The 21,864-nt window shown below is 58.0% G+C and carries 15 protein-coding genes; 14 read left to right on the plus strand and 1 reads right to left on the minus strand.

The window, feature by feature from the left end:
- Positions 1 to 26 precede the first annotated feature (26 nt).
- The 12 genes from INF32_RS02725 to INF32_RS02780 all read left to right on the plus strand — a co-directional run bounded on the left by INF32_RS02725 (position 27) and on the right by INF32_RS02780 (position 17,428).
- A complete protein-coding gene (locus tag INF32_RS02725) occupies positions 27 to 980 on the plus strand; it encodes a VOC family protein (protein ID WP_226386882.1) in 954 nt (317 codons plus the stop codon).
- Positions 981 to 1,055: 75 nt separating this feature from the next.
- Positions 1,056 to 1,382, plus strand: coding sequence for a preprotein translocase subunit YajC (gene yajC / locus INF32_RS02730; protein ID WP_226386883.1), 327 nt, complete (start codon positions 1,056 to 1,058; stop codon positions 1,380 to 1,382).
- A 9-nt stretch (positions 1,383 to 1,391) separates the two neighbouring features.
- On the plus strand, positions 1,392 to 2,630 hold the full coding sequence (locus INF32_RS02735; RefSeq protein ID WP_226386884.1) for a glucuronyl esterase domain-containing protein: 1,239 nt from the start codon (positions 1,392 to 1,394) through the stop codon (positions 2,628 to 2,630).
- A 198-nt stretch (positions 2,631 to 2,828) separates the two neighbouring features.
- On the plus strand, positions 2,829 to 3,332 hold the full coding sequence (locus INF32_RS02740) for a sigma-70 family RNA polymerase sigma factor (RefSeq protein WP_226386885.1): 504 nt from the start codon (positions 2,829 to 2,831) through the stop codon (positions 3,330 to 3,332).
- A 107-nt stretch (positions 3,333 to 3,439) separates the two neighbouring features.
- Positions 3,440 to 4,639, plus strand: coding sequence for a FecR family protein (locus INF32_RS02745; RefSeq protein ID WP_226386886.1), 1,200 nt, complete (start codon positions 3,440 to 3,442; stop codon positions 4,637 to 4,639).
- Between the two features lie 59 nt (positions 4,640 to 4,698).
- Complete coding sequence (locus tag INF32_RS02750) at positions 4,699 to 6,207, plus strand: SusC/RagA family TonB-linked outer membrane protein (RefSeq protein WP_226386887.1); 1,509 nt, start codon at positions 4,699 to 4,701, stop codon at positions 6,205 to 6,207.
- Entirely contained in the window at positions 6,207 to 8,117 is a 1,911-nt protein-coding gene (locus INF32_RS02755; RefSeq protein WP_226386888.1) for a TonB-dependent receptor domain-containing protein, read from the plus strand. The genes INF32_RS02750 and INF32_RS02755 overlap by 1 nt, the downstream gene beginning before the upstream one ends.
- A gap of 14 nt (positions 8,118 to 8,131) precedes the next feature.
- Complete coding sequence (locus tag INF32_RS02760; protein ID WP_226386889.1) at positions 8,132 to 9,658, plus strand: RagB/SusD family nutrient uptake outer membrane protein; 1,527 nt, start codon at positions 8,132 to 8,134, stop codon at positions 9,656 to 9,658.
- 7 nt (positions 9,659 to 9,665) lie between these two features.
- Positions 9,666 to 10,364 (plus strand): DUF4843 domain-containing protein, encoded by a 699-nt coding sequence (locus INF32_RS02765; protein WP_226386890.1) that lies wholly within the window; start codon positions 9,666 to 9,668, stop codon positions 10,362 to 10,364.
- Between the two features lie 14 nt (positions 10,365 to 10,378).
- The gene (locus INF32_RS02770) at positions 10,379 to 12,055 is read left to right on the plus strand and encodes a PKD-like family lipoprotein (RefSeq protein WP_226386891.1); all 1,677 of its coding nucleotides are present in this window, start codon (positions 10,379 to 10,381) and stop codon (positions 12,053 to 12,055) included.
- A 97-nt stretch (positions 12,056 to 12,152) separates the two neighbouring features.
- The gene (locus INF32_RS02775; RefSeq protein WP_226386892.1) at positions 12,153 to 14,789 is read left to right on the plus strand and encodes a zinc-dependent metalloprotease; all 2,637 of its coding nucleotides are present in this window, start codon (positions 12,153 to 12,155) and stop codon (positions 14,787 to 14,789) included.
- 11 nt (positions 14,790 to 14,800) lie between these two features.
- Entirely contained in the window at positions 14,801 to 17,428 is a 2,628-nt protein-coding gene (locus tag INF32_RS02780; protein WP_226386893.1) for a zinc-dependent metalloprotease, read from the plus strand.
- A 193-nt stretch (positions 17,429 to 17,621) separates the two neighbouring features.
- Here the strand turns inward: INF32_RS02780 and INF32_RS02785 are convergent, their stop codons facing one another.
- Positions 17,622 to 18,047 carry a DUF5606 family protein gene (locus INF32_RS02785; protein ID WP_226386894.1) on the minus strand — a complete coding sequence of 142 codons (426 nt, stop codon included), beginning with the start codon at positions 18,045 to 18,047 and terminating at the stop codon, positions 17,622 to 17,624.
- Positions 18,048 to 18,217: 170 nt separating this feature from the next.
- Between INF32_RS02785 and thrA the strand changes: the two genes are divergently transcribed.
- Positions 18,218 to 20,650, plus strand: coding sequence for a bifunctional aspartate kinase/homoserine dehydrogenase I (gene thrA / locus INF32_RS02790; RefSeq protein ID WP_226386895.1), 2,433 nt, complete (start codon positions 18,218 to 18,220; stop codon positions 20,648 to 20,650).
- A gap of 4 nt (positions 20,651 to 20,654) precedes the next feature.
- Positions 20,655 to 21,863, plus strand: coding sequence for a cofactor-independent phosphoglycerate mutase (locus INF32_RS02795; RefSeq protein WP_226386896.1), 1,209 nt, complete (start codon positions 20,655 to 20,657; stop codon positions 21,861 to 21,863).
- Position 21,864 lies beyond the last annotated feature (1 nt).

Below are 21,864 nucleotides of genomic sequence, written 5' to 3' on the forward strand. Positions count from 1 at the left end.
TGAAACTTTATAATATTTCTTATTGTATGAAAAAAACGATATTGCTCGTCCTGTTGCTGGCCGTTTTCGCGGCCGAAGCGCAACAGACTCCGGAACGTCCGAAGATACTGGGAATCTCCCATGCCGGTTTCGCCTCTGCCGACATCGAGAACAGCCGCTCCTTTTTCCGGGATTATCTGGGCTTCGCCGAGCCGGTCGTGATCCGTGACGGGGACGAAGGGGATATCCGTATCCTTTATGTGAAGATCAACGACGAACAGTATGTCGAGCTGACGCCTCTGAAAAAAGGGGAACCCGGCCTGACCCACCTGGCTTTCCAGACCGACGATGCGGAGGGAATGCGCCGCTATCTGGAGGCGAAAGGGTGCAAAGTGTCGGCGAAAACCACGTTCGGACGGATCGGCAACGGGCATATTTCTGTCATCAGTCCGCTGGGTATGCGTCACGAGTTCATCGAATACCGGCCGGACAGCAAGACGTCCGCTGCCCGGGGAAAAATGATGCCTGATAGCCGGATCAGCCGCCGCATGGGCCATGCAGGGTTCATGGTGGCCGATCTGGATGCGGCACTGGCGTTTTATGTGGATATCCTGGGCTTCAGGGAGGTCTGGAGGGGCGGGAAGGACCCCGCCAAGGTGAGTTGGGTCCACCTGCAGGTGCCCGACGGCGACCAGACGATAGAACTGATGCTCTATGAGACCGAACCCACGCGGGCCCAGAAAGGGTCGCTGAACCATATTTCGCTGGATGTGAAAGACGTGTACGCGACCCAATCCCTGCTCGACGGCCGCCGGCTGCCGGAAGGATGCCGCCTGGCCCGGGAGATAAAGGGGGGAGTGATCCGGAAATTGCACGTGAATTGCTTTATGTCCGACGGTTCCCGGGTCGAAATCATGGAGGACCATACGATCGACGGTAAACCCACTCCCTCCTCGAAAGGGGTTCCCATGAAGTATGTGCCGGCTCCGGTGGAACGTTAAATTTTGAAGGGGAATTTTCCAGTCTCATATTTTTTTCATAAGTTTGTGGAACTTAAATTTTAAAAACTGAACAGAATGAATGTAATGACGATCCTATTGCAGGCAGCAGGAGGCAGCGGCGCCGGCGGCAGCATGCAGTTCCTTATTATGATGGTGCTGATCTTCGGCGTGATGTATTTCTTTATGATCCGCCCGCAGCAGAAACGCCAGAAAGAGCTGATGAAATTCCGCAATGCGCTCGAAAAGGGCCAGAAGATCATTACCGCAGGCGGTATCTACGGCACTGTGAAAGAGGTGAAGGAGACTTACGTGCTGGTGGAAGTGGACAACAACGTAGCCATCCGCGTCGATAAGTCGATGGTGATGAAGGACCCTTCCGACCTGGCTCAGCAGGCGAAATAATATCCCTTTATGTATAAGCGGATTGCGGCGATACTCCTGTCGGTGACGGGGGTATCGCTTTGTTTCGGACAACAGGCGGACGGGTGCCCGCCCGTGCTGGAGACGCGGGACGGCGTCCGCGTGACGACTATCCGGGAGTGGGAACGGATACGCCGGCCGGAGATACTGGAGCTGTTCGCCACGCAGATGTACGGTGTCGATCCCGGCACGAAGGTGAAAACCTCCTATCGGGTGCTCGAAGAGGATGCCCGTGCGCTCGGAGGCAAGGCCACGCGGCGGCAGGTCCGGATGACTTTTGCGGCCAACGGCATGGAACGTACGGCCGACATGCTGCTCTATATTCCCAACGGGGTGCGTCGCCCCGTTCCCGTCATCGTGGGGCTGAATTTTCAGGGAAACTACGCCACCACTTCCGATCCGGCCGTGCTGATGACCGATCGGTGGGTGCCCTATCCGAAAGGGATCAACCGGCCGGCCGACTCCCTTCGGGGACGTGCCGCCTCCCGGTGGCCGTATGAGAGGGCCGTGGAACGCGGGTATGCGGTTGCTACGATTTTCAACGGCGATTTCTTTTCCGATCGCCGGGAGGGATACGACGGCAGCGTCCTTCCGATGCTTTATGCCGGAAGCACGGTGCCCGATTCCGCACGGATGAAGGCGGTCGGGGCTTGGGCCTGGGGGTTGAGCCGGGCCGTGGACTATTTCGAAAAGGCCCGGGAGCTGGATGCCCGCAGGATCGTCCTGCTCGGGCACTCCCGTCTGGGGAAGGCCGCCTTGTGGGCCGGGGCGAGCGATCCCCGTTTCTCCGTGGTGGTTTCGAACGACTCCGGCTCTACGGGCGCGGCTCTCGCCCGCAACAAGCGGGGGGAGAACGTGGAGAGGATCAACCGTAATTTTCCGTATTGGTTCGCGGATAATTACAAAAAGTACAACGATAACGAGTTCGCCCTGCCTGTCGATCAGCACCTGTTGCTGGCCCTCGTGGCGCCGCGTCCGCTCTACGTGGGGAGCGCCAGCCGGGACCAGTGGGCCGACCCTGCCGGGGAGTTCGGGGCGGCCCGCCTGTGCGGCGACGCCTACCGGCTTTACGGTCTTCGTCCGCTGGAGTGGAAGGGCGAAGGGCTGCCCCCGGTCAATACGCCGTTGCAGAAGGGGGATGTGGCCTATCATCTCCGCGAAGGGAAACATGATATAACCCTTTACGATTGGGAACGGTACATGGATTTTGCCGACAAATATTTCAAATAGACAGCGAAACCGGGATAGGCGGCGCCGAAATGTTTTCGGCGCCGCTTTTTATTTTTCATCTCCGGCGGCTTCCGGCTACTAAATCGTAATCGGTTTGTGTAGCAGGGCTTCGTTTTTATAAATTCCGTTTTTTTCGGCCGAAAAAAGTTTTTTGATATTTTAATCGAATTTATATTTTTGCTTCAAACCGATTCGACCATGATAACCCGGACTCTTGAGGACCTTTTCAATGCACATTTCCGCAGCGCGGCCTATATCGCGGAGGAGATCGTGCATTCCAAGTCCGTTGCCGAGGATATCGTGCAGGATGTCTTCATCCGCCTGTCGAAGGTCGATCTTTCCAAAGTCCGCTCGCCCGTGCAGTATCTGTACAAGTGTGTGCGCCATGCGTCGCTGGATTACGCCAGTACGCACACCCTGCGGCGCTGGGAGGAGCTCAACGGATCGGAACTGATCGCCGACGAGGTGAACTTCGATCTGAGCCGCGATGCGGTCGAACGGGCCAACCGGCTCCACCGCCTGTACCAGGCCATCGAGAAGTTGCCCGCACAGTCGCGCCGGGTCGTCAAGTTGATCTGTCTGAATAACTATTCGTATGCCGATGCCGCCTCGGAGTTGGGCGTTTCGCTGGCTACGATCAAGACGCACATGTACCGTTCGGTGAAGAGCCTGCGGAAATTCATGATGACATTCTTTTTTTAACAGGTTGATTGATTTTTGATAAAAAAACGGGTTTTGCCCGTTTTTTATTTCGGATATGTAAGGAATTTTTTCCCGGGTCCTGTCTCTTTAATAGAAACGGGAACGTTATGGACAATACCCAGGTGGAAAAATGGCTGCTTGCCTATATTTCGGGCAGGATCACTCCGCAGGAGATGGCCCTGCTCGAAGAGTGGGCCGCCGCTTCGGAGGAAAACCGCCAGATTCTCGACCTGATCGAGGGGCGTTCCGAACTGGGGACGGAGCTGCGGCGCATGTACGGGTACGATAAGGAAAAGGCATGGAAGGCCGTCTGTGCGGCGGACCGCCACTACACGCGCCGGCGCCGGTTGGTGCGTGCCTTCCGTTTCGCTGCTGCCGCGGTCCTTTTCGCGGGGGTCCTGGCGACCGGAATTCTGCTGCACGATGCGAAGGAGCGTTTCGATCCGGGACGCAATCAGCTCTCCTCCACGGTCGGACCCGGAGCCAGGGGCGCGGTACTCGAACTCTCTTCGGGGCGGCAGGTGATTCTTTCCGATTCCGTTTCTGAAGAACTTACCGATTGCGATACGAAGATCGAGATACGGGGCAACGAACTGGCCTACGCGGCCGAACAGGACTTTCCCGAGGCGGGCCGTATTGTACCGGAGGAGCCCGCGTATAATACGGTGAGGGTGCCGATCGGCTGCGAGTATTCGCTTACGCTCAGCGACGGTACCCGCGTATGGCTGAACGCAGGATCGAGCCTGACCTATCCGCCCCGTTTCGAAAAGGGAAAACGGGAGGTTTCGATGACCGGGGAGGTCTATTTCGATGTGGCCCGCGATCCCGGCCGTCCTTTCACCGTATTGGCGGGAGAGGTCGGTCTTACCGTGCTGGGTACCTCGTTCAACGTGATGGCCTATGCCGACGAACCCCGTGTGGAGACGACGCTGGTGGAAGGATCGGTACGGGTCGCGGCCGCCGGACGGGAGACGGTGCTGGAGCCGGGATTCCAGGCCGGGTTCGACCGGAGTGGGGGCAGCCTGACGGTGCGCAAGGTCGATGCCGACTCCTTTTCCGCATGGACCCGGGGACTGCTGGTCTTTTACGACGAACCTTTGCGTTCGATCTGCCGGAAACTGGAGCGGTGGTACGGCGTGCGGATCGACGCCTCTTCCCCTTCGCTGGACGGAGTGCTCTACACGGGAATGATCAAACGCTACGAGACGCTCAACGAAGTGGCCGACCTGATGAACCTGACCAACGAGGTGGTCTTTTCCGAAGAAGACGGCGTAGTCCGTGTGGAGCTTCGGTCGCGGAACAAGTAATCCGCCATGCCGGATTTCCGGTGCAGACGAATTTACCGATGTGTTTAAATAATAGTTGTATGAAGAACCTTTACTTATGTGCGCTTCTCTCCCGTGCGAGGGGTCTTTGCGCCGTTGCCCTGCTGACGCTGGCGGTTTCGCTGGCGGCGTCGGATGCGGCGGTGGCCGGGGATCTGGCTCAGCCGAGGAAGAACCGGATTTCGATCTCCCTGACGGGAGCAACGCTCGACGACGTGCTGCAATACGTCAAGAAAGAGACGGGCTATTATGTCCTCTATAACAGCAGTTCGGCCAAGGCGATCAAGGGTATCAACATCCGGCGGGAGAACGCTCCCGTCGAAGAGGTGGTACGCGAGGCGCTTCGCGGCACAGGACTCGATTTCACTATCAACGACGATACGATCGTCATCAAACCCCGCGATGAAAAGGCGCAGACCGCTTCGAAAACCGAATCCCAGTCCTATACCCGGGTGACCGTTACGGGCAAGGTGACCAACCGTGCCACGAAGGCTCCCGTGGCGGGTGCCATGGTGCTGGTCAAAGGGACCAATGTAGGGACGGTGACCGACGAAAAGGGCGCTTACTCGATCAAGTTTCCGAACCGGCCCGGAACGGTGCTGGCATTCAGCTTCCTCGGCATGGAGTCGCGCGAGGTTCCCTACACCAACCAGACGAGTGTGGACGTGCAGTTGCTCGAGAGGGTGGAGAGTATCGACGATGTGGTGGTGACCGGTTATGCGCAGGTGCGTAAGGAGGGTTTTACGGGCAACACCACCCGTATTTCGCAGGAGGATATCGTGAAGGTCTCGCCCAAGCGGATGATTGATGCCATCCAGGTCTTCGATCCTTCGTTCCGTATTGCGGAAAACATCACGATGGGATCGAACCCCAATGCGCTGCCCGAGTTCTATATCCGCGGTCAGAACAGTATTTCGACCGAACTGAGTGCCAATACGGCCGATATTTCGCGCCAGAACCTGACCAATAACAACAACCTTCCGATCTTCATTCTGGACGGTTTCGAGGTGGATGTGGAGAAGATTTACGACATGGACCCCAGCCGGGTGCACTCGCTGACCCTGCTGAAGGATGCCGCAGCCACGGCCCTCTACGGGTCGCGGGCGGCCAACGGCGTCGTGGTGATCGAGTCGCGGGCTCCGGAACCCGGCAAACTGCGCATATCCTACAATCTGACCGGAAGCGTCGAAATGCCCGACCTGTCGGCCTACAATCTGATGAATGCCCGCGAAAAGCTGCAGGCCGAACTCGACGGGGGAATCTATTCGTTCGATGCCACCGACTTTACCGAAAGCGTGTACCAGAAAAACCAGGAGTATTACGCGAAACTCAACGAAGTGAACCGGGGGGTCGATACCTACTGGCTGTCGAAGAACCTGCGCACGGCCGTCAATCATCAGCACAGCCTCTATATCGACGGCGGTGAGAACGACGTGCGGTGGGGCGTTGAGTTGAAATATGCCGGCAACAAGGGTGTCATGCGGACTCCAAGCGCGACACCTACGGTGCCGGGCTTTTCCTCGACTACCGCATCGGCCGTTTCCAGCTGATGAACCGTGCCTCGTACGACGCCAACAACTCGACCGATTCCCCCTATTCGTTCTCGCAGTTCTCCCACATGTTGCCCTACAACGTCCCGATTGACGAGACGACCGGCAAGTATCTTCAGAAACTGCGGTTCGGCCAGTCGGCGCTCAATCCCCTCTACGAGCGGGAGTATCTGAACAGTTTCGACAAGAGCAAATACCATACGCTCCAGAACAATTTTGCGATCAACTTCTATGCGACCCCCCATTTTACAGCCAAGGCGTGGATCGCTTTCAGCCAGCGCATTTCCGACGACCGTACGTTCGTGGACCCGCTCTCCGCATCCAACAGCGCCTTCGCCACTCCCACGGAACTGGGATCGCTGACGGTCATCGGGCAGGAGAACTCCTACTACGATGCCAACATCCTGTTCATGTACAACCGCAATATCAACAAGAATTACCTGAACTTCTCGCTGGGCGGTAATATCCGCGAAACCAACTATACGGTGAGCAGCACCACCTACAAGGGATTTTCGACCGGATCGCTCAACTCGCCCAACGATGCGGCGCAGGTGGATGGCAAACCGACCGAATCGAAGAACAAGACCCGTCTGGTCGGTATGTTCTTCTCGGCGAACTACACCTACGACGATATCTACCTGCTCGACGCTTCGGTGCGTATGGACGGTTCGTCCGAGTTCGGAAGCGACAACCGGGTGGCTCCCTTCTGGGCGGCCGGTGCCGGTATCAATATCCACAATTACGGGTTCCTGAAGGGTAACAAGACCCTCAGCCGTCTGAAAATCCGCGGTTCGATCGGTACGGTCGGTAAAGTGGGCTATGCGGCTTATGCGGCCCAGTCGACCTATACGACCTCTTCCACGTCGGACTGGTATTCCACGGGTGCCGGGCATATCCTCTACTACATGGGCAATCCCGACCTGGGGTGGGAGAAGACCCGGATTGCCGACATCGGTCTGGAACTCGGCTTCTTCCAGGACAGACTGTTGTTCAAGGCCAGCTATTACGACAAGATGACCATCGACCAGATTACCGACGTAACGATTCCCTCCTCTTCGGGTTTCACCAGTTACAAGGATAATCTGGGCAAGGTGAGCAACCGCGGTTTCGAACTCGACCTCCGGTATAATTTCTACCGCACGCGGGACCTCGACCTGACCCTTTACGGCAATATGGCCCACAACAAGAACAAGATCATCAAGATCAACGATGCTCTGCGTGCCTATAACGAACTGGTGCAGAAACAGTACGACGACTACGACGACTATTCCACGCAGAGCAAGTACGCGCAGACCTTCACCCAGTACCAGGAGGGCGGTTCGATGTACGCCATCTACGGCATGAGGTCGCTCGGAATCAATCCGGCCAACGGTAAGGAGGTCTACCTGCGTCCCGACGGAACGATCACCTACGAATGGCGGGCCGCCGACCAGGTGCAGATCGGAAATACGGAGCCGTGGGCCCAGGGTTCGTTCGGGCTGAACGCCCGCTGGAAGAACTTCTCGCTCTTCGCTTCGTTCCTCTACGAATTCGGCGGCCAGCGCTACAACTCCACGCTGGTGAGCGAGGTGGAGAACGCCAACCTCGAACGGTACAACGTGGACCGGCGGGTTTCGACCGACCGCTGGAAGAATCCCGGCGACGTGACCCCTCTGAAAGATATCAAGGATCGCACGCAGGTCACCCGTCCCACCTCGCGCTTCGTGCAGGACTACAACACTCTGCAGTTCAACTCCCTTTCGGTCAGCTATGATTTTCCCTCCAAGCTGGTCAAACGGTGGGGGCTCGGAATGCTGAGGCTGACCGCCAACATGGAAGACCTGGCCTATATCAGCTCCGTACTTCAGGAGCGCGGTCTGAGCTATCCCTATTCGCGCGTGATGAACTTTACGCTTAATCTTACATTCTAATCGTCATGCATGTTATGAAATCATACACGAAAATATTCACTGCCTGCGTCCTCGCCCTGTCGCTTTCGTCCTGCAACGGCTGGCTCGACATCACGCCGCAGGGTCTGACCACCGAAAAAAACCTGTTCGAGGACTACGACGGTTACCGTTCGGCATTGAACGGCATCTATCAGCAGATGGCTTCGGCCGATCTTTACGGACGGGAACTCTCCTGGGGCTTTATGAGTGCCCTGTCCCAGTATTACGATTTCGGTTCGATGGACAACACCCAGCTGTACACCTACACCGAGAAGATGGATTACGAGAACAAGGAGGTGCTCGACTACATGGAGGGTATCTGGCAAACGGCCTACAACACGGTCGCCAACTGCAACGTGCTCATCTCCCATATCGAGGAGGCCGATCCGCAGATGTTCCCTTATGTGGACAGCGGCGAAAAGGGCATGATCCACGGGGAGGCGCTGGCCGCCCGGGCCCTGATGCATTTCGAGGTGCTGCGGCTTTTCGCGCCCGCTCCGGTCGTGGACCGGACTTCCAAGTCGATTCCTTATTCGACCACTTATCCCGACAAGGTGCCCACCCGCTATACGACCGGGGAGGTGCTCGAAAAGATCGTGGCAGACCTGCAGGCCGCACTGCCCCTGCTGGAGCAGAACGACCGGAATCTGAGTGCGCTCCAGACGGCTTCCAACCGTTTCGCAGCGAACGATTCGAGGGGCCTGTTCTTCGGTTACCGCGGCACCCGGCTCCATTATTGGGCCGTCAAGGCGCTGCTGGCCCGGGTGTATATGTATGCGGGTGACTATGCCAATGCGCTGACTACGGCAAAAGAAGTGTACGACACCTGCAAGGAATGGTTTCCGCTGACCGACTATACGACGGCCAACGGTGTGTCGGGTGCCATCAAGTTTTACGATGATATCATTTTCGCCTCCTACGATCAGTATCTGGTGGACAATTACGACGACGTGATGTTGGCCAACCAGAGTGCTGCGGCCAATTTCATGCTGGCGCTGCGGAGTCCGCAGAACCGTTTTACGGGGCAGACTACGTACGATATCCGGTACAAGTTCGGCATCAACCGTCCCGACGAGGAGGAACAGGAGAATGTGTACGCTTCCTGCAAATACGTGAAATATTCCCGCACGGGGGGCGATATAGAGTCGGCTTCCAACGACACGCAGGGCGCCCTGATCCCGGTGATACGCATGTCGGAGATCATGATGATCATCGCCGAATGTCAGGCCCGCGGCGAGAGCGGACAGGGCGACGGAGTCATCAGCGAGGCCGTTTCCACGCTGAATGCGGTACTTCAGGCCCGTTCCCGGAACCGGTATAAGGTCTCCGCTTCCACGTTCGACGAGTTCATGAAGGAGCTGGAAGACGAAATGTGGAAAGAGAACATCGGCGAAGGCCAGTATTTCTTCTACCTGAAACGGATCAACAGCCCCACGCTGGTGACTGCCGCTTCGCAGACCATCCAGATGAGCGGAAAATACGTGTTCGACATTCCGGACAGCGAAACCAATTTATTACAATAAGCGAGTTATGAGAAAACTGATATATATTGTGGCTGCGGCTCTCGCACTGGGGGCCTGCTCGGAGGAGACGATCCCCGTGTACGACGGCAGCAGGAGTTACGTCTATTTCACGGAGGATTCGACCGAGATCACCCGTTTTTCGTTCAAGACGGTTCCCGGACAGACCGAGTACACCGTCTCCCTGCCCGTGGAGATCGTGGGTGTGACCCCGACCCAGACATTGGGCTACAAACTGTCGGTCGACCCGGCGCGGACGACGGCCCCGGCCGAGGCTTACGAACTCGATCCCGATCCGGTGATCCAGGCAGGCCGGTTCGACGGGACCACTTTCGTGACCGTGAAGAAGGTGGCCGCCATGGACGAACGGGAGCTGGACATCGCCGTGCGGATCGTGGAGGGTGGGGCCTACCTGCCCGGTCCCACGACCAATGTGCTGCACATCATCCGGGTTTCGAACATCATTTCCCAGCCGGGATGGTGGAACGACGATTTCGCGAATGCTTTTCTGGGCACTTATACCGATGAGAAGTACGAGGAGTTCATCAAGGCCACCCAGGTAAGCGACCTGACCGATATGGACAACAGCCAGATCGCTTCTCTGTGCCGGCAGTTCGTCTATTATCTGCGCGAGAAGAAGGACAACGGGGAAGAGGTGTTCGAGAAAGACGGCACCCCGATGCTCGACGGAATTAATATCAACGCTTAACCGAGGAAGAAAAGATGAAAATATTTGGCAGATTCCTGATCGCATTCCTGCTGGGCAGCGTGCTGGCTACGGGATGCTACGAAGATAAGGGGAATTACGACTATTCCACCCCGGGTGACGACATCGTGGTCTCCCGTTTCGACACGGTGAAAAATATCCGCCTCACCTGGGCGTACGATGAGCAGATCGAGATCGAGCCCGGATTCAGGATCGTTACGGACCGGGTGAGAGAGACCGATCTGGGATACGAATGGAACATCGACGGCGAGGTGGTTTCCTCCGAGCGCGTACTCCGTATCGATCCCCTCCCCGTAGGGCGTCATTCGGGGACCTTCACGGTGATCGACGAAGCGCACGGACTGCGCTATAATTCGATTTTTACACTGGTTATCACCTCGTCCTTCTCGGAAGGCTGGTTCATCCTGTCGGACGACGGCGGCAAATCGCTGCTCAGTTACGTCAATCTGGTGGATGAGAATACGCCCGGTGAACTGGTACGGGACGTGTACGGCGAAGTGAACGGCGAGGAACTCGGTTCCGATCCCCGCAAGATACGCATCGTCTCCTATGACGGTTCCCCGGTAACTTACGAGTGGGAGGTGTTGCAGGGCAGCGGCAGCGTCAGCATCGACCAGGCTACGATGGCCAAGATCGGGGTGATCGACGAGGAGTTCGTGGGTGGTGCGGCTCCGGCCGGGTTCGTGGCCGTGGACGGCTTCCAGCGCGACGGCGGTTCGATCGTGCTTTCGGAGGACGGAAAGGTCTATCAGCGCGATTTCAGTATTTACAATAATTTTCCCGTAGCCCATTCGGGTAAGTACGGTTCTACGCCCGTCTACGTGGAGGGCGGCATGAACATTGCCCTGATGAACGGGTTCGACCACTTTACCGTGAAGTCCTACGGTCATATACCTTTCGCCTTGCTGTACGACAAGCAGAACAACCGTTTTCTGAGTATTTACGGTTACAATGCGGGCGGTAGCGCTTCCGACCAGTTCGGCGTATTCGGTACGGTAAAGATTCCCGAGGCCGCAGCGGTGAAACCGGGTGATACCGATTCCGAATCGGGGCTCGAATTTCCCGATCCGGCCGGTCTGGGCGATTACACCGTGCAGGCGATGGGAGCGCGTATCACAGCGGCGCAGGGAACCCGAGTGGCGACTACGGCGACCAATTACATCCTGCTGAAATCGACCGTCGACGGGAAATATTATATCCTTTCGTTCAGCTATAAGATGAATTCCGCCACCTCCGTGGCGATCGAACTGCTCGGTTTCAAGGCTTTCCCCGAAACGGAAGGTTTCAATGACCAGAGCCTGTTCGAGGTGCTCATCGGCGGACAGGAGGTGATCTTCTATACGGCCGGGGCCGACAACAACACCCTCTATGCCTACGACATCCTCGATGGAACGAGCCGGTCGGTTTATACGGCACCTTCCCGCATTACGGCTTTGAGTACGGGGGTCGTGGACATTCCCCTGGCCAGTTCGCTCGTTCAATTGGCCAAAACCGCCTACAAGGACCGGATGATGGTGGGAACCTCGACGGGTTCGGCGGCGTTGCTCGACATTTCGGAGAGTGCGGTTCTGGCAGGAAATACGCCCGCGATCAAAACCTTCACCGGACTCGGACAGGTCGTGGATATGGATTTCTACATTCCGAAAAATGCCTATTGCTATTACGGATATTGATTGCCCGACAGCGTACTGTATCAGCTCCGGAACGATGCTTCGCCATCGCTCCGGAACTGTTTTTTAGAGAATAGCGATAATGAATAAATATAACATCATGTTAAAAAAATCCTGTATTCTGTTTTTCGGTCTGGCCGTGACCGCCCTCTGTCTCTTTCCTGCGGAGAGCGGGGCCGCCGTACGGAAGAAGAAAAAAGCCCCGGCCCCCGCTGCGGCCGCTCCGAAGAAACAGAGCGAGTACGACAAACTGTTCAAGGAGAAACATCCCGTGGCCGACGGCATGATCCGCCTCCACAAGGTGAAGGGGAAACTCTATTTCGAATTTCCCCTGGAGTTGATGGAGCGGGACATGCTGCTCGGATCGACGGTCAGCGAGATTTCGGACAACGGCGATGCCGTGATCGGGTCGAAACCTACCGACCCGCTCTGGATTCGGTTCACCCGCACGGGCGACAAGGTGCAGGTACGGAGCATGGTACGGGACAATGTCACCGACCGTGAGAGCCAAAACATCGCCCGTTCGCTGGAAAAGAACAGCATCGGTGCCATCATCAAGTCGTACGGCATCGCGGCGTGGAATCCCGACAGCACGGCCGTAGTGTTCGACGCCACCGACCTGTTTCTCGGCGACAATCCGGCCATGACCCCGTTCGATCCCTACGGACAGAACCTCTATTACGGACAGGTGACCCGTACGGCCTCCTACCAGTCCGACAAGTCGTTTCTCGGGGAGATCAAGGCATTCAGCGACAACGTAGTGATCCGAAGTCATCTGAGCTATACCTATTCGCTCCGGGCAGGTCGGAATGTGATCGCCTCCGACGTGCCTTTCACGGCCGTGATGACCCGTTCGATCGTATTGCTGCCCGAGGAGCCCTACCAGCCCCGTTTCACCGACAGCCGGATGTCGGTTTTCCCCACGGCCAAAATCCTGTACAGCGAGCAGAAGCAGCAGGCCGAACTGCTCTGTTATGCCAACCGCTGGCGGCTCGAACCCTCGGACGAGGCGGCCTATCGGCGGGGCGAACCCGTCGAGCCGAAAAAACCGATCGTCTTTTATATCGACCCCGATTTCCCGGCCAGTTGGAAAGGGCCCATGTTCGAGGCGGTGAACCAGTGGAAAGAGCCTTTCGAGCGGATCGGTTTTAAAAATGCCGTGGTGGCGAAGGAGTTTCCCGCGGACGATCCCGAATTCGATCCCGATAACATCAAGTATTCCTGCATACGTTACGCTCCGGTCGGAATCGCCAACGCCATGGGGCCTTCATGGGTGGACCCCCGCAGCGGCGAAATCGTGAATGCCTCGGTCTACGTGTTCCACGATATCATCAAACTGATGAACAACTGGCGTTTTATCCAGACGGCGCAGGCCGATCCTTCGGTGCGCGGGGTAAAGCTGCCGCGCGAGGTGATGGACGACGCGCTTCGCTATGTGGTGACGCACGAGGTGGGGCACTGCCTGGGATTCATGCATAACATGAGCGCCTCGGCCGTGATTCCGGTCGATTCGCTCCGTTCGCCCTCCTTTACGCAGAAGTACGGGACGACCACCTCCATCATGGACTACGCACGATTCAACTACGTGGCCCAGCCGGGCGATCTGGAGCGCGGCGTGAAGCTGACTCCGCCCCGGTTCGGCGTTTACGATTACTATACGGTGAAATGGCTTTATACACCCGTTTACGAGGCTTCCACGCCCGAGGGTGTCTATGAAATCACCTCGAAATGGATCACGGAGGCGGCCGCCGATTCCGTGTTCCGCTACGGCAAACAGCAGGGGGCCGTGATCGACCCCCGTTCGCAGACGGAAGACCTCGGAGACGATCCTGTGAGGGCTTCGGAATACGGTATCCGCAACCTGCGCTACATCCTGGCCCATCTGAACGAGTGGGTGGACGGCGAAGACCGGGACTACTCCTACCGCACGGAGATCTATCGCGGGATCATCGGCCAGTATATCCGTTATATCAGCCATGTGTTCGCCAACGTGGGAGGAATTTACCTGAACGAGAAACATGTGGGCGATCCGGTGGAGGCGTACCGGAGCGTACCCCGCCGGAAGCAGCGGGAGGCGCTGATGTTCATGCTCGGTCAGATCGGCGACCTCGGGTGGATGGACGATGCCGGTCTGATGCGCAACATTCAGCTCGTGGGTTCACCCAAGACCCACATGCAGATCGCCATTATCCGGGCTGTGGTGATGAGTGCCGTCAAGGTGGAGAATTCGGCCCAGCTGTCGGACGATTCGTACAGCGTGCAGGAGTGTATGAAGGACGTGTACGATTTCGTGTGGAGACCCACCCTGCAAGGAAAGAGGCTCACGGATGAACAGATGATGATCCAGCGCGAATACCTGCTGGCGGTCTGCAAGGCCGCCGGGCTGAAGTATGCCGGTACGGGCGCCCTGTCGAAAGGCTTCGCGGCCGGGGCGGAGACGGAGTGGGGGTTCGACCCCTATACGATCGCCGTTCCCGATTGTCTGAAAGGCCACCTGTCGCTGGCCGACAACCTCTGCTATTGTGGGGAAGATCATGTCTCGGCGGGCCGGGGACCCGTTTCGGGCTACAATCCGCCCCGTATCCTCTACGTGGTGAAGCAGTCGCTCGAGGCTGAAAACTATGCCAACCTGCTCCGGGTGCAGAGGCTGCTCAGGAGCCGGGCCGGCAGCGGCGACGAGAAGACCCGCATGCACTACGCCCTGATGCTGCACAATATCGAGAAAACCCTGAAATAGACGTGAAAGAGATGAAAAGACCGATTCCTGCGGCATTGACCGCCCTTTCCGTTCTGCTTTCGGGGTGTCTCGTCGTACTTCCCGCCGACGGCCGTGCTGCCGCGCGGAAAAAGGGAAAGGCGGGGACGGAGGCTTCCGCCCCGAAAAAACTCACTCCCTACGAAAAGCTGTTCAAGGACAAGCGGGTGACTACGGCCCGCGGTTTCATGACGCTGCACATGTTCGAGGGAAACAAACTCTATATCGAGCTGCCCGATTCGCTGCTGAACCGGGAGATGCTGATCGGGACGACCATCGAGGAGAGCTCCGATCCGGGCGAGGGATTTGCCGGACAGCAGCCCTGCGAGCCGCTTCACGTGGTCTTCACCCGGACCGATTCGACCGTCTACCTGCGGCGTGTGCGTTCCAACGTGCTGGCCGGGGGTGACAGCGCCGTGTTCCGGGCCGTACGCCGGAGCAATATCGACCCGGTGATCGCCGCTTTCCTTGTGAAGTGCAGCGCCCCGGACGGAGCTTCCGTTATCGAGGCCACTTCGTTTTTCGTGAGCGGCGATCCGGCGATGCGCCCTCACGATCCTTACGGTATCAACAGTTTCGGGGGATTCCTGGCCACGACCGTCAAGTATGTGCCCGGCTGTTCGCTGTTGAGCGGTGTGGAGGCTTTCCGCGACAACGTTTCCGTGCTCAGTTCGATTTCGTTCACCCTCTCGTCCCGGTTCGGGAACTATGTCATCAACCAGAACCGTCCCTTTACGGCGCTGGCCAGGCGGTCGATCATGCTGCTGCCCCGGGAGACGATGATGCCCCGCCTGTGCGACGCCCGTATCGGGACGATTCCCGTGGGATACATGATGTACAGCGACCGCGAGCAGGAGGCTAAAGAGGTCTACTATGCCGCGCGGTGGAATCTGAAGCCCGCCGATTCGGCCGCTTTCGCCCGGGGTGAGGCGACGGACCCCCTCCGCCCGATCGTTTTCTATATCGACGATACGTTTCCCGCCGGCTGGGGCGATGCGATCCGGCAGGGCGTGGAGCGTTGGAACGCGGTGTTCGAGAAAATCGGGTATCGGAACGCGGTGAGGGCCGTTCCCTATCCCCGTGCCGATCCCGCCTTCGATCCGAACGACGTGAAGTTTTCCTGTATCAAGTATGCCTATACGATGGGTGAAGTGCCTTCCAGCTCCGTGCGGATCGACCCCCGCAGCGGAGAGATTCTCGGTGCCACCATCTACATTCCCCACAATATCTCTTCGCGGATTCGTACCGACCTGTTCGTGCAGTTGGGAGCGGCCGACCCCGATGCCCGCCGTGTGAAGATGTCGCCCGGGCTGTTCCGCCGTGCGCTGGGGGCGGCCGTGACGCGGGAGGTGGGGGCCTGTCTCGGTCTTGCCGACAATTTCGCCGGTTCATGCTGTGTGCCGGTCGATTCGCTTCGTTCGCCCTCCTATACGCAGCGCTACGGCCTTTCGGCTTCGATCATGGACCAGCTACCCTATAACATGGTCGCCCGGCCGGGTGACAAGGAACGTGGCGTGGCGTTGATCCACACGGCTCCCGGAGTGTACGACGAGTATGCGGTCGACTGGCTGTACCGTCCCGTCGCCGGGGCGGGAACGCCCGAAGAGGAGATTCCCGAGCTGGACCGCCGCATCGCCGTCCGGCGGGGCGATCCGATGTGCCTCTACACGCCGTCCCCCGTTTCCGTTGCACTCGATCCCCGGGCCATGCCCTACAATCTGGGCGACGATCCGGTGAAGGCGGTCGGATATGAACTGGAGAACTATGCCTATGTAATGGCCCATGCCGACGGTTGGATCGGGCAGGAGGACGCCGACTATGTTTTCCGTTCGCTCGTTCAGGCGAGCGTGATGACTCAGCTCTACTACGCCTTCGTCAACGTGTCGGCCAACATGGGAGGAATCTACATGAACGAAAAGTACGAGGGCGATACGCTTCCGTCCCATGTCTCCGTGCCGCGCGATGTACAGCGCCGGGCTCTCCGTTTCCTGCTGGAGCGGCTGGAAGATATGTCGTGGCTCGATAACGACCGGCTCAACAAAGACGTGGTGGAAGTGGTCTCGCTGGGTGATTACTGTCAGGACATGCTGAGCACGGTGGTGTTCAAGAGTCTCTCTACGCTCGACCTGAGCGCTTCGAAATCGGACGACCCCTACACGCAGGACGAGGCGATGGAAGACCTTTACGGGTACATTCTGCGGGATGTGGCTTCGGGCCGCGAATCGACCGATGCCAACATCGCCATGCAGCACCTGTTGCTGATCGACGTCATTCGCAGTGCGGGCGTCATGCCCCAGACACGCCGGAGGGCGGCCGCCTTTGCCGATGCGCCGGGAAATCCCGGCGATCCGTGGGGCCTGCGTTCGGGTGCGCTCTTTTTCCGCTATCCGGGGCTGGGCGTGCGGTTGTCCGACCGGTGGAGGGACGGCGTCGAGGGGGTGCTGCCGATGCGCCGGGTCGAATATATGGTGCAGCCTGCGGTCGACTACAAGCGTTACGGTATGCTGCTCCGGATGAAGGAACTCTACGAAGGGGCTCTCCGTACCGGCGCTTCCGAACGCATGAAGAACCATTATCGGTATATGCTGCTGGCTATCGGCCGTGCCCTCAAGGTGGAGTAGGGTGCCTCTTCGCTTACACAGAAAGCCCGACCTTCAGGTCGGGCTTTCTGTGTGTCGGAGATATCTTATCGGCGGTCCTGCAACTGCAAGGGAGATGTTTTTGCACAACTTCCGTCATCGTCGCCTCCGCATGCGCAGAACGAGCAGAGGACGGTCAGTAGCAGGACGAATGGAAGCACGGACCGTATCATGTCTATTTTTCTGCGTTATTTTCCTTTTCGGCTTTCTCTTCCGGGGTGAATCGGGTCATGCCCGCTCCGACCAGGATGTTGAACCACGAGATGATTTTCTTCATGTCCGACACGTGTACGCGGTCGCGGTCGTACTCGGGAACCACTTCGGCGAACAGGGCTTTCATCTGGTCGGGAGAGGATTTGTGGCTGATGGTCTCCTTGCCTGCCGTGTGGGCGAACAGCGCGTCGAGCACCTTCGACAGAGGCATATCCTCGTCCTCGGTGAAGATGGCGATCTCGCCCAGGGAACTCACTTTGGACGAGGCGGGTATATTGGTGCGGCGTTCGTCGGCGAGCGACTCCACGATGATTCCGTTCGTGCTCTGGGCGATGAATTTGAAGAGGCCCGGTTGACCCGATATGGCCAGAATATCTTTCAGTTCCATAATCTGATAAATTGTGTGAATGTTAACCGGGGCAAAGATAGTAAAAGATGGGAATCTCCGCGAGAAAATCGGACCGTGCCTTTCTCTTTTTTCGGTCTCCGGCGGTCCGGATTAGGTTTTTTGTTAAAATTTTTATAAAATTGCGGATTAATAAACACGGACAACAGAATATGAAGGTAATGAAGTTTGGCGGAACGAGCGTAGGTTCCGCGGGGGCGATGCTGAAAGTAAAGCAGGTGGTGGAATCCTGCCGGGAGGAAGTGGTCGTGGTGGTTTCTGCCCTGGGCGGCATTACCGATCATCTGCTGAAGACCGCGAGGCTGGCTTCAGCCGCCGATCCCCGTTACAGGGAAGAACTGGAAAAGATCGTCGCGCGGCACCGGGAACTGGTCCGCGACGTGGTGCTGCCGGAGAAGAAGGAGGAGGTCGGTGCCCGGGTCGGCACGATGCTCGACGAGTTGACCAATATTTTCAAAGGGGTCTTTCTGATCCAGGACCTTTCGGTGAAAACGACCGATACCATCGTCAGCTACGGCGAACGTCTCTCTTCGACCATTATCAGCGGTGTGATCGAAGGCGCTGTCCTCTACGATGCGCGGCAGTTCATCAAGACGAGGGACTATTATAACAAGCATACGGTCGATTTCGAAAGCACCGACCGGCTCGTGGCGGAGACATTCGCCCGTCTGCCCCGTATCGCCGTCGTGCCGGGATTCATCGCCTCGGACGCCCATAGCGGCGATGTGACCAATATCGGGCGTGGGGGGTCGGACTATACGGCTTCCATCATCGCCTCCGTGCTCCAGGCCTCGATTCTGGAGATATGGACGGACGTGGACGGTTTCATGACGGCCGATCCCCGGGTGATCGGCAATGCCTACGTGATCGAGCGGCTGACGTTCGTCGAGGCGATGGAGCTCTGCAACTTCGGGGCGAAGGTGATCTATCCGCCCACCATTTTCCCCGTTTACCACAAGAATATCCCGATCATCATCAAGAATACCTTCAATCCCGACTCCCCGGGGACTTTCATCTCGAAAGAGAAAGTACACGATGCCAGCAAAGCGATCAAGGGGATTTCGTCGGTGGACGACACCTGCCTGATTACGATCCGGGGACTGGGCATGGTCGGTGTGATCGGTGTCAATTACCGGATATTCAAGGCGCTTTCGAAGGCCGGTATCAGTGTTTTCTTCGTTTCGCAGGCCGCCTCGGAGAACACCACTTCGATCGGTGTTCGCAACGACGACGCCGATCTGGCTGTGGAGGTGCTGAACGCGGAGTTCCGGCAGGAGATCGTGCAGGGGGAGATCAACAACATCAAACAGGAACGTAACCTGGCCACCGTGGCGATCGTGGGAGAAAACATGAAACACACGCCCGGTATCGCCGGCAAGCTGTTCGGCACGCTCGGACGGAACGGCATCAACGTCATCGCCTGTGCACAGGGTGCTTCGGAAACCAATATCTCGTTCGTCATTGCCGTGGAGAGTCTGCGCAAGGCGCTCAACGTGATCCACGATTCGTTCTTCCTCTCCGATTATCAGGTGCTCAATATCTTCGTGGCGGGTGTGGGGCTGGTAGGGCGCAATCTGTTGGACCAGATACGCCAGCAGCAACTCAAGTTGCAGCAGGACAATTCGCTGCAAATCCGGATCGTGGGGATCACCAACTCCCGTAAATATGTCGTGGACCGGGGCGGCATCGACCTTTCGCGGTGGCGTCAGCGGCTGGATGAATCGGAGAACGACGCTTCGCCGGAGAGATTCGCGGACGAAATCCTGAAGATGAATATTTTCAACTCCGTATTCGTGGATTGTACGGCCAGTCCCGATATTGCGGCGCTGTACAAGCGGCTGCTCGACCGCAACGTTTCGGTCGTGACGGCCAACAAGATCGCCGCTTCGTCCGAATACGAGGTGTACAGCCAGCTCAAGTGTACGGCCCGCAAACGGGGTGTGAAATTCCTTTTCGAAACCAACGTCGGGGCCGGGCTCCCGATCATCAATACGATCAGCGACTTGATCAACAGCGGTGATAAGATTCTGAAGATCGAAGCGGTCGTGTCCGGTACGCTCAACTATATTTTCAACGTGATGAGCGAGACCGTGCCGATGAGCCGGGCGATCCTCATGGCGAAAGAGGCCGGTTATGCCGAGCCCGATCCTCGGGTCGATCTGAGCGGGACGGACGTGATCCGGAAGCTGGTGATTCTCTCCCGCGAGGCTGGTTACCGTATCGAACAGTCGGACGTGAAGAAAAATCTGTTCATTCCCGAAAAATATTTCGAAGGGAGCGTCGAGGAGTTCTGGCGTACGATTCCCGAGGTGGATGCCGATTTCGAACGCCGCCGCCGGGAGGTGGAGGCGGCCGGCCGGCGTTGGCGCTTCATCGCCACGCTCGATAACGGCCGTGCCGAAGTGGCCCTGCGCGAGGTGGACAGTCTCAGTCCGTTCTACAATCTGGAGGGTAGCAACAACGTGATTTCACTGACTACGGAACGTTACCGGGAGTATCCCATGCAGATCAAGGGATACGGTGCGGGAGCGGGAGTGACGGCTGCCGGTGTTTTCGCGGACATTATCAGCATAGCCAATATCTGACGCCATGAAATACATCATCATACTGGGTGACGGCATGGCCGACGATCCGGTCGGATCGCCCGGCGGCCGCACGCCGATGCAGGCGGCCGAAACGCCGTGGATGGACCGTCTGGCCCGCGAGGGGCGGACGGGAATGTTGCACACCGTTCCCGAAGGGTTCCATCCGGGCAGCGAGATCGCCAACCTTTCGGTGTTGGGATACGATGTGGCGAAGGTGTTCGAGGGACGCGGCTCGCTCGAAGCGGCCAGCATGGGCGTGCCGATCGCGGAGGGGGAGATGGCCATGCGCTGCAATCTGATCTGTGTCGAAGAGGGCCGGATCAAAAATCATTCGGCCGGCCATATCGCGAATGCCGAAGCGCACGAACTGATCGCTTTCCTGCAACGGGAGTTGGGCGGTGACCGGGTCGGTTTCTTCCCGGGAGTCTCCTACCGGCACCTGCTGAAAATGAAGGGGGGAGACAAGCGTCTCGTCTGTACGCCGCCGCACGATGTGCCCGGCGTTCCGTTCGCCGATGTCATGATCCGTCCGGAGGTCGGAGAGGCCCGCGGAACGGCCGATTTTCTGAATGATTTGATTCTTCGCTCCCAGGAGTTGCTGGCCGCTCATCCCGTGAACGTGAGGCGGAGGGCCGAGGGAAAGGACCCCGCCAATTCAATCTGGCTCTGGTCCCCGGGTTACCGGCCCCGGATGGAAACCCTCTCCGAAAAGTACGGTTTCGCCGGTGGTTCGGTCATTTCGGCGGTCGATCTGATCAAGGGGATCGGTATTTATGCCGGTCTGAAGTCGATCGACGTGGAGGGCGCTACGGGGCTGTACGATACGAATTACGAGGGAAAGGCCGCAGCGGCCATCGGAGCGCTTCGCCGGGACGATTTCGTATTCCTGCATATCGAGGCCAGCGATGAAGCGGGCCACGAAGGGGATTACGAGTTGAAAAAGACGACGGTGGAGTATCTGGACCTCCGCGCCGTGGGACCCGTGGTGGAGGCGGTGCTGGGGATGGGTGAACCGGTGCGCATTGCTGTATTGCCCGATCATCCTACGCCCTGTCGGTTGCGGACCCATACATCCGACCCGGTGCCTTTCCTGATCTGGGGGGCGGGGATCGAGCCGGACGGCGTGGAACGTTTCGATGAACTTTCCGTGCGGGACGGAGGGTTTGGGGAGATCGAAGGCTCCCACTTTATGGATATTCTGACCGGAAAATAGT

Origin of the sequence: Gallalistipes aquisgranensis (assembly GCF_014982715.1) — a bacterium.
Classification (GTDB): domain Bacteria; phylum Bacteroidota; class Bacteroidia; order Bacteroidales; family Rikenellaceae; genus Gallalistipes; species Gallalistipes aquisgranensis.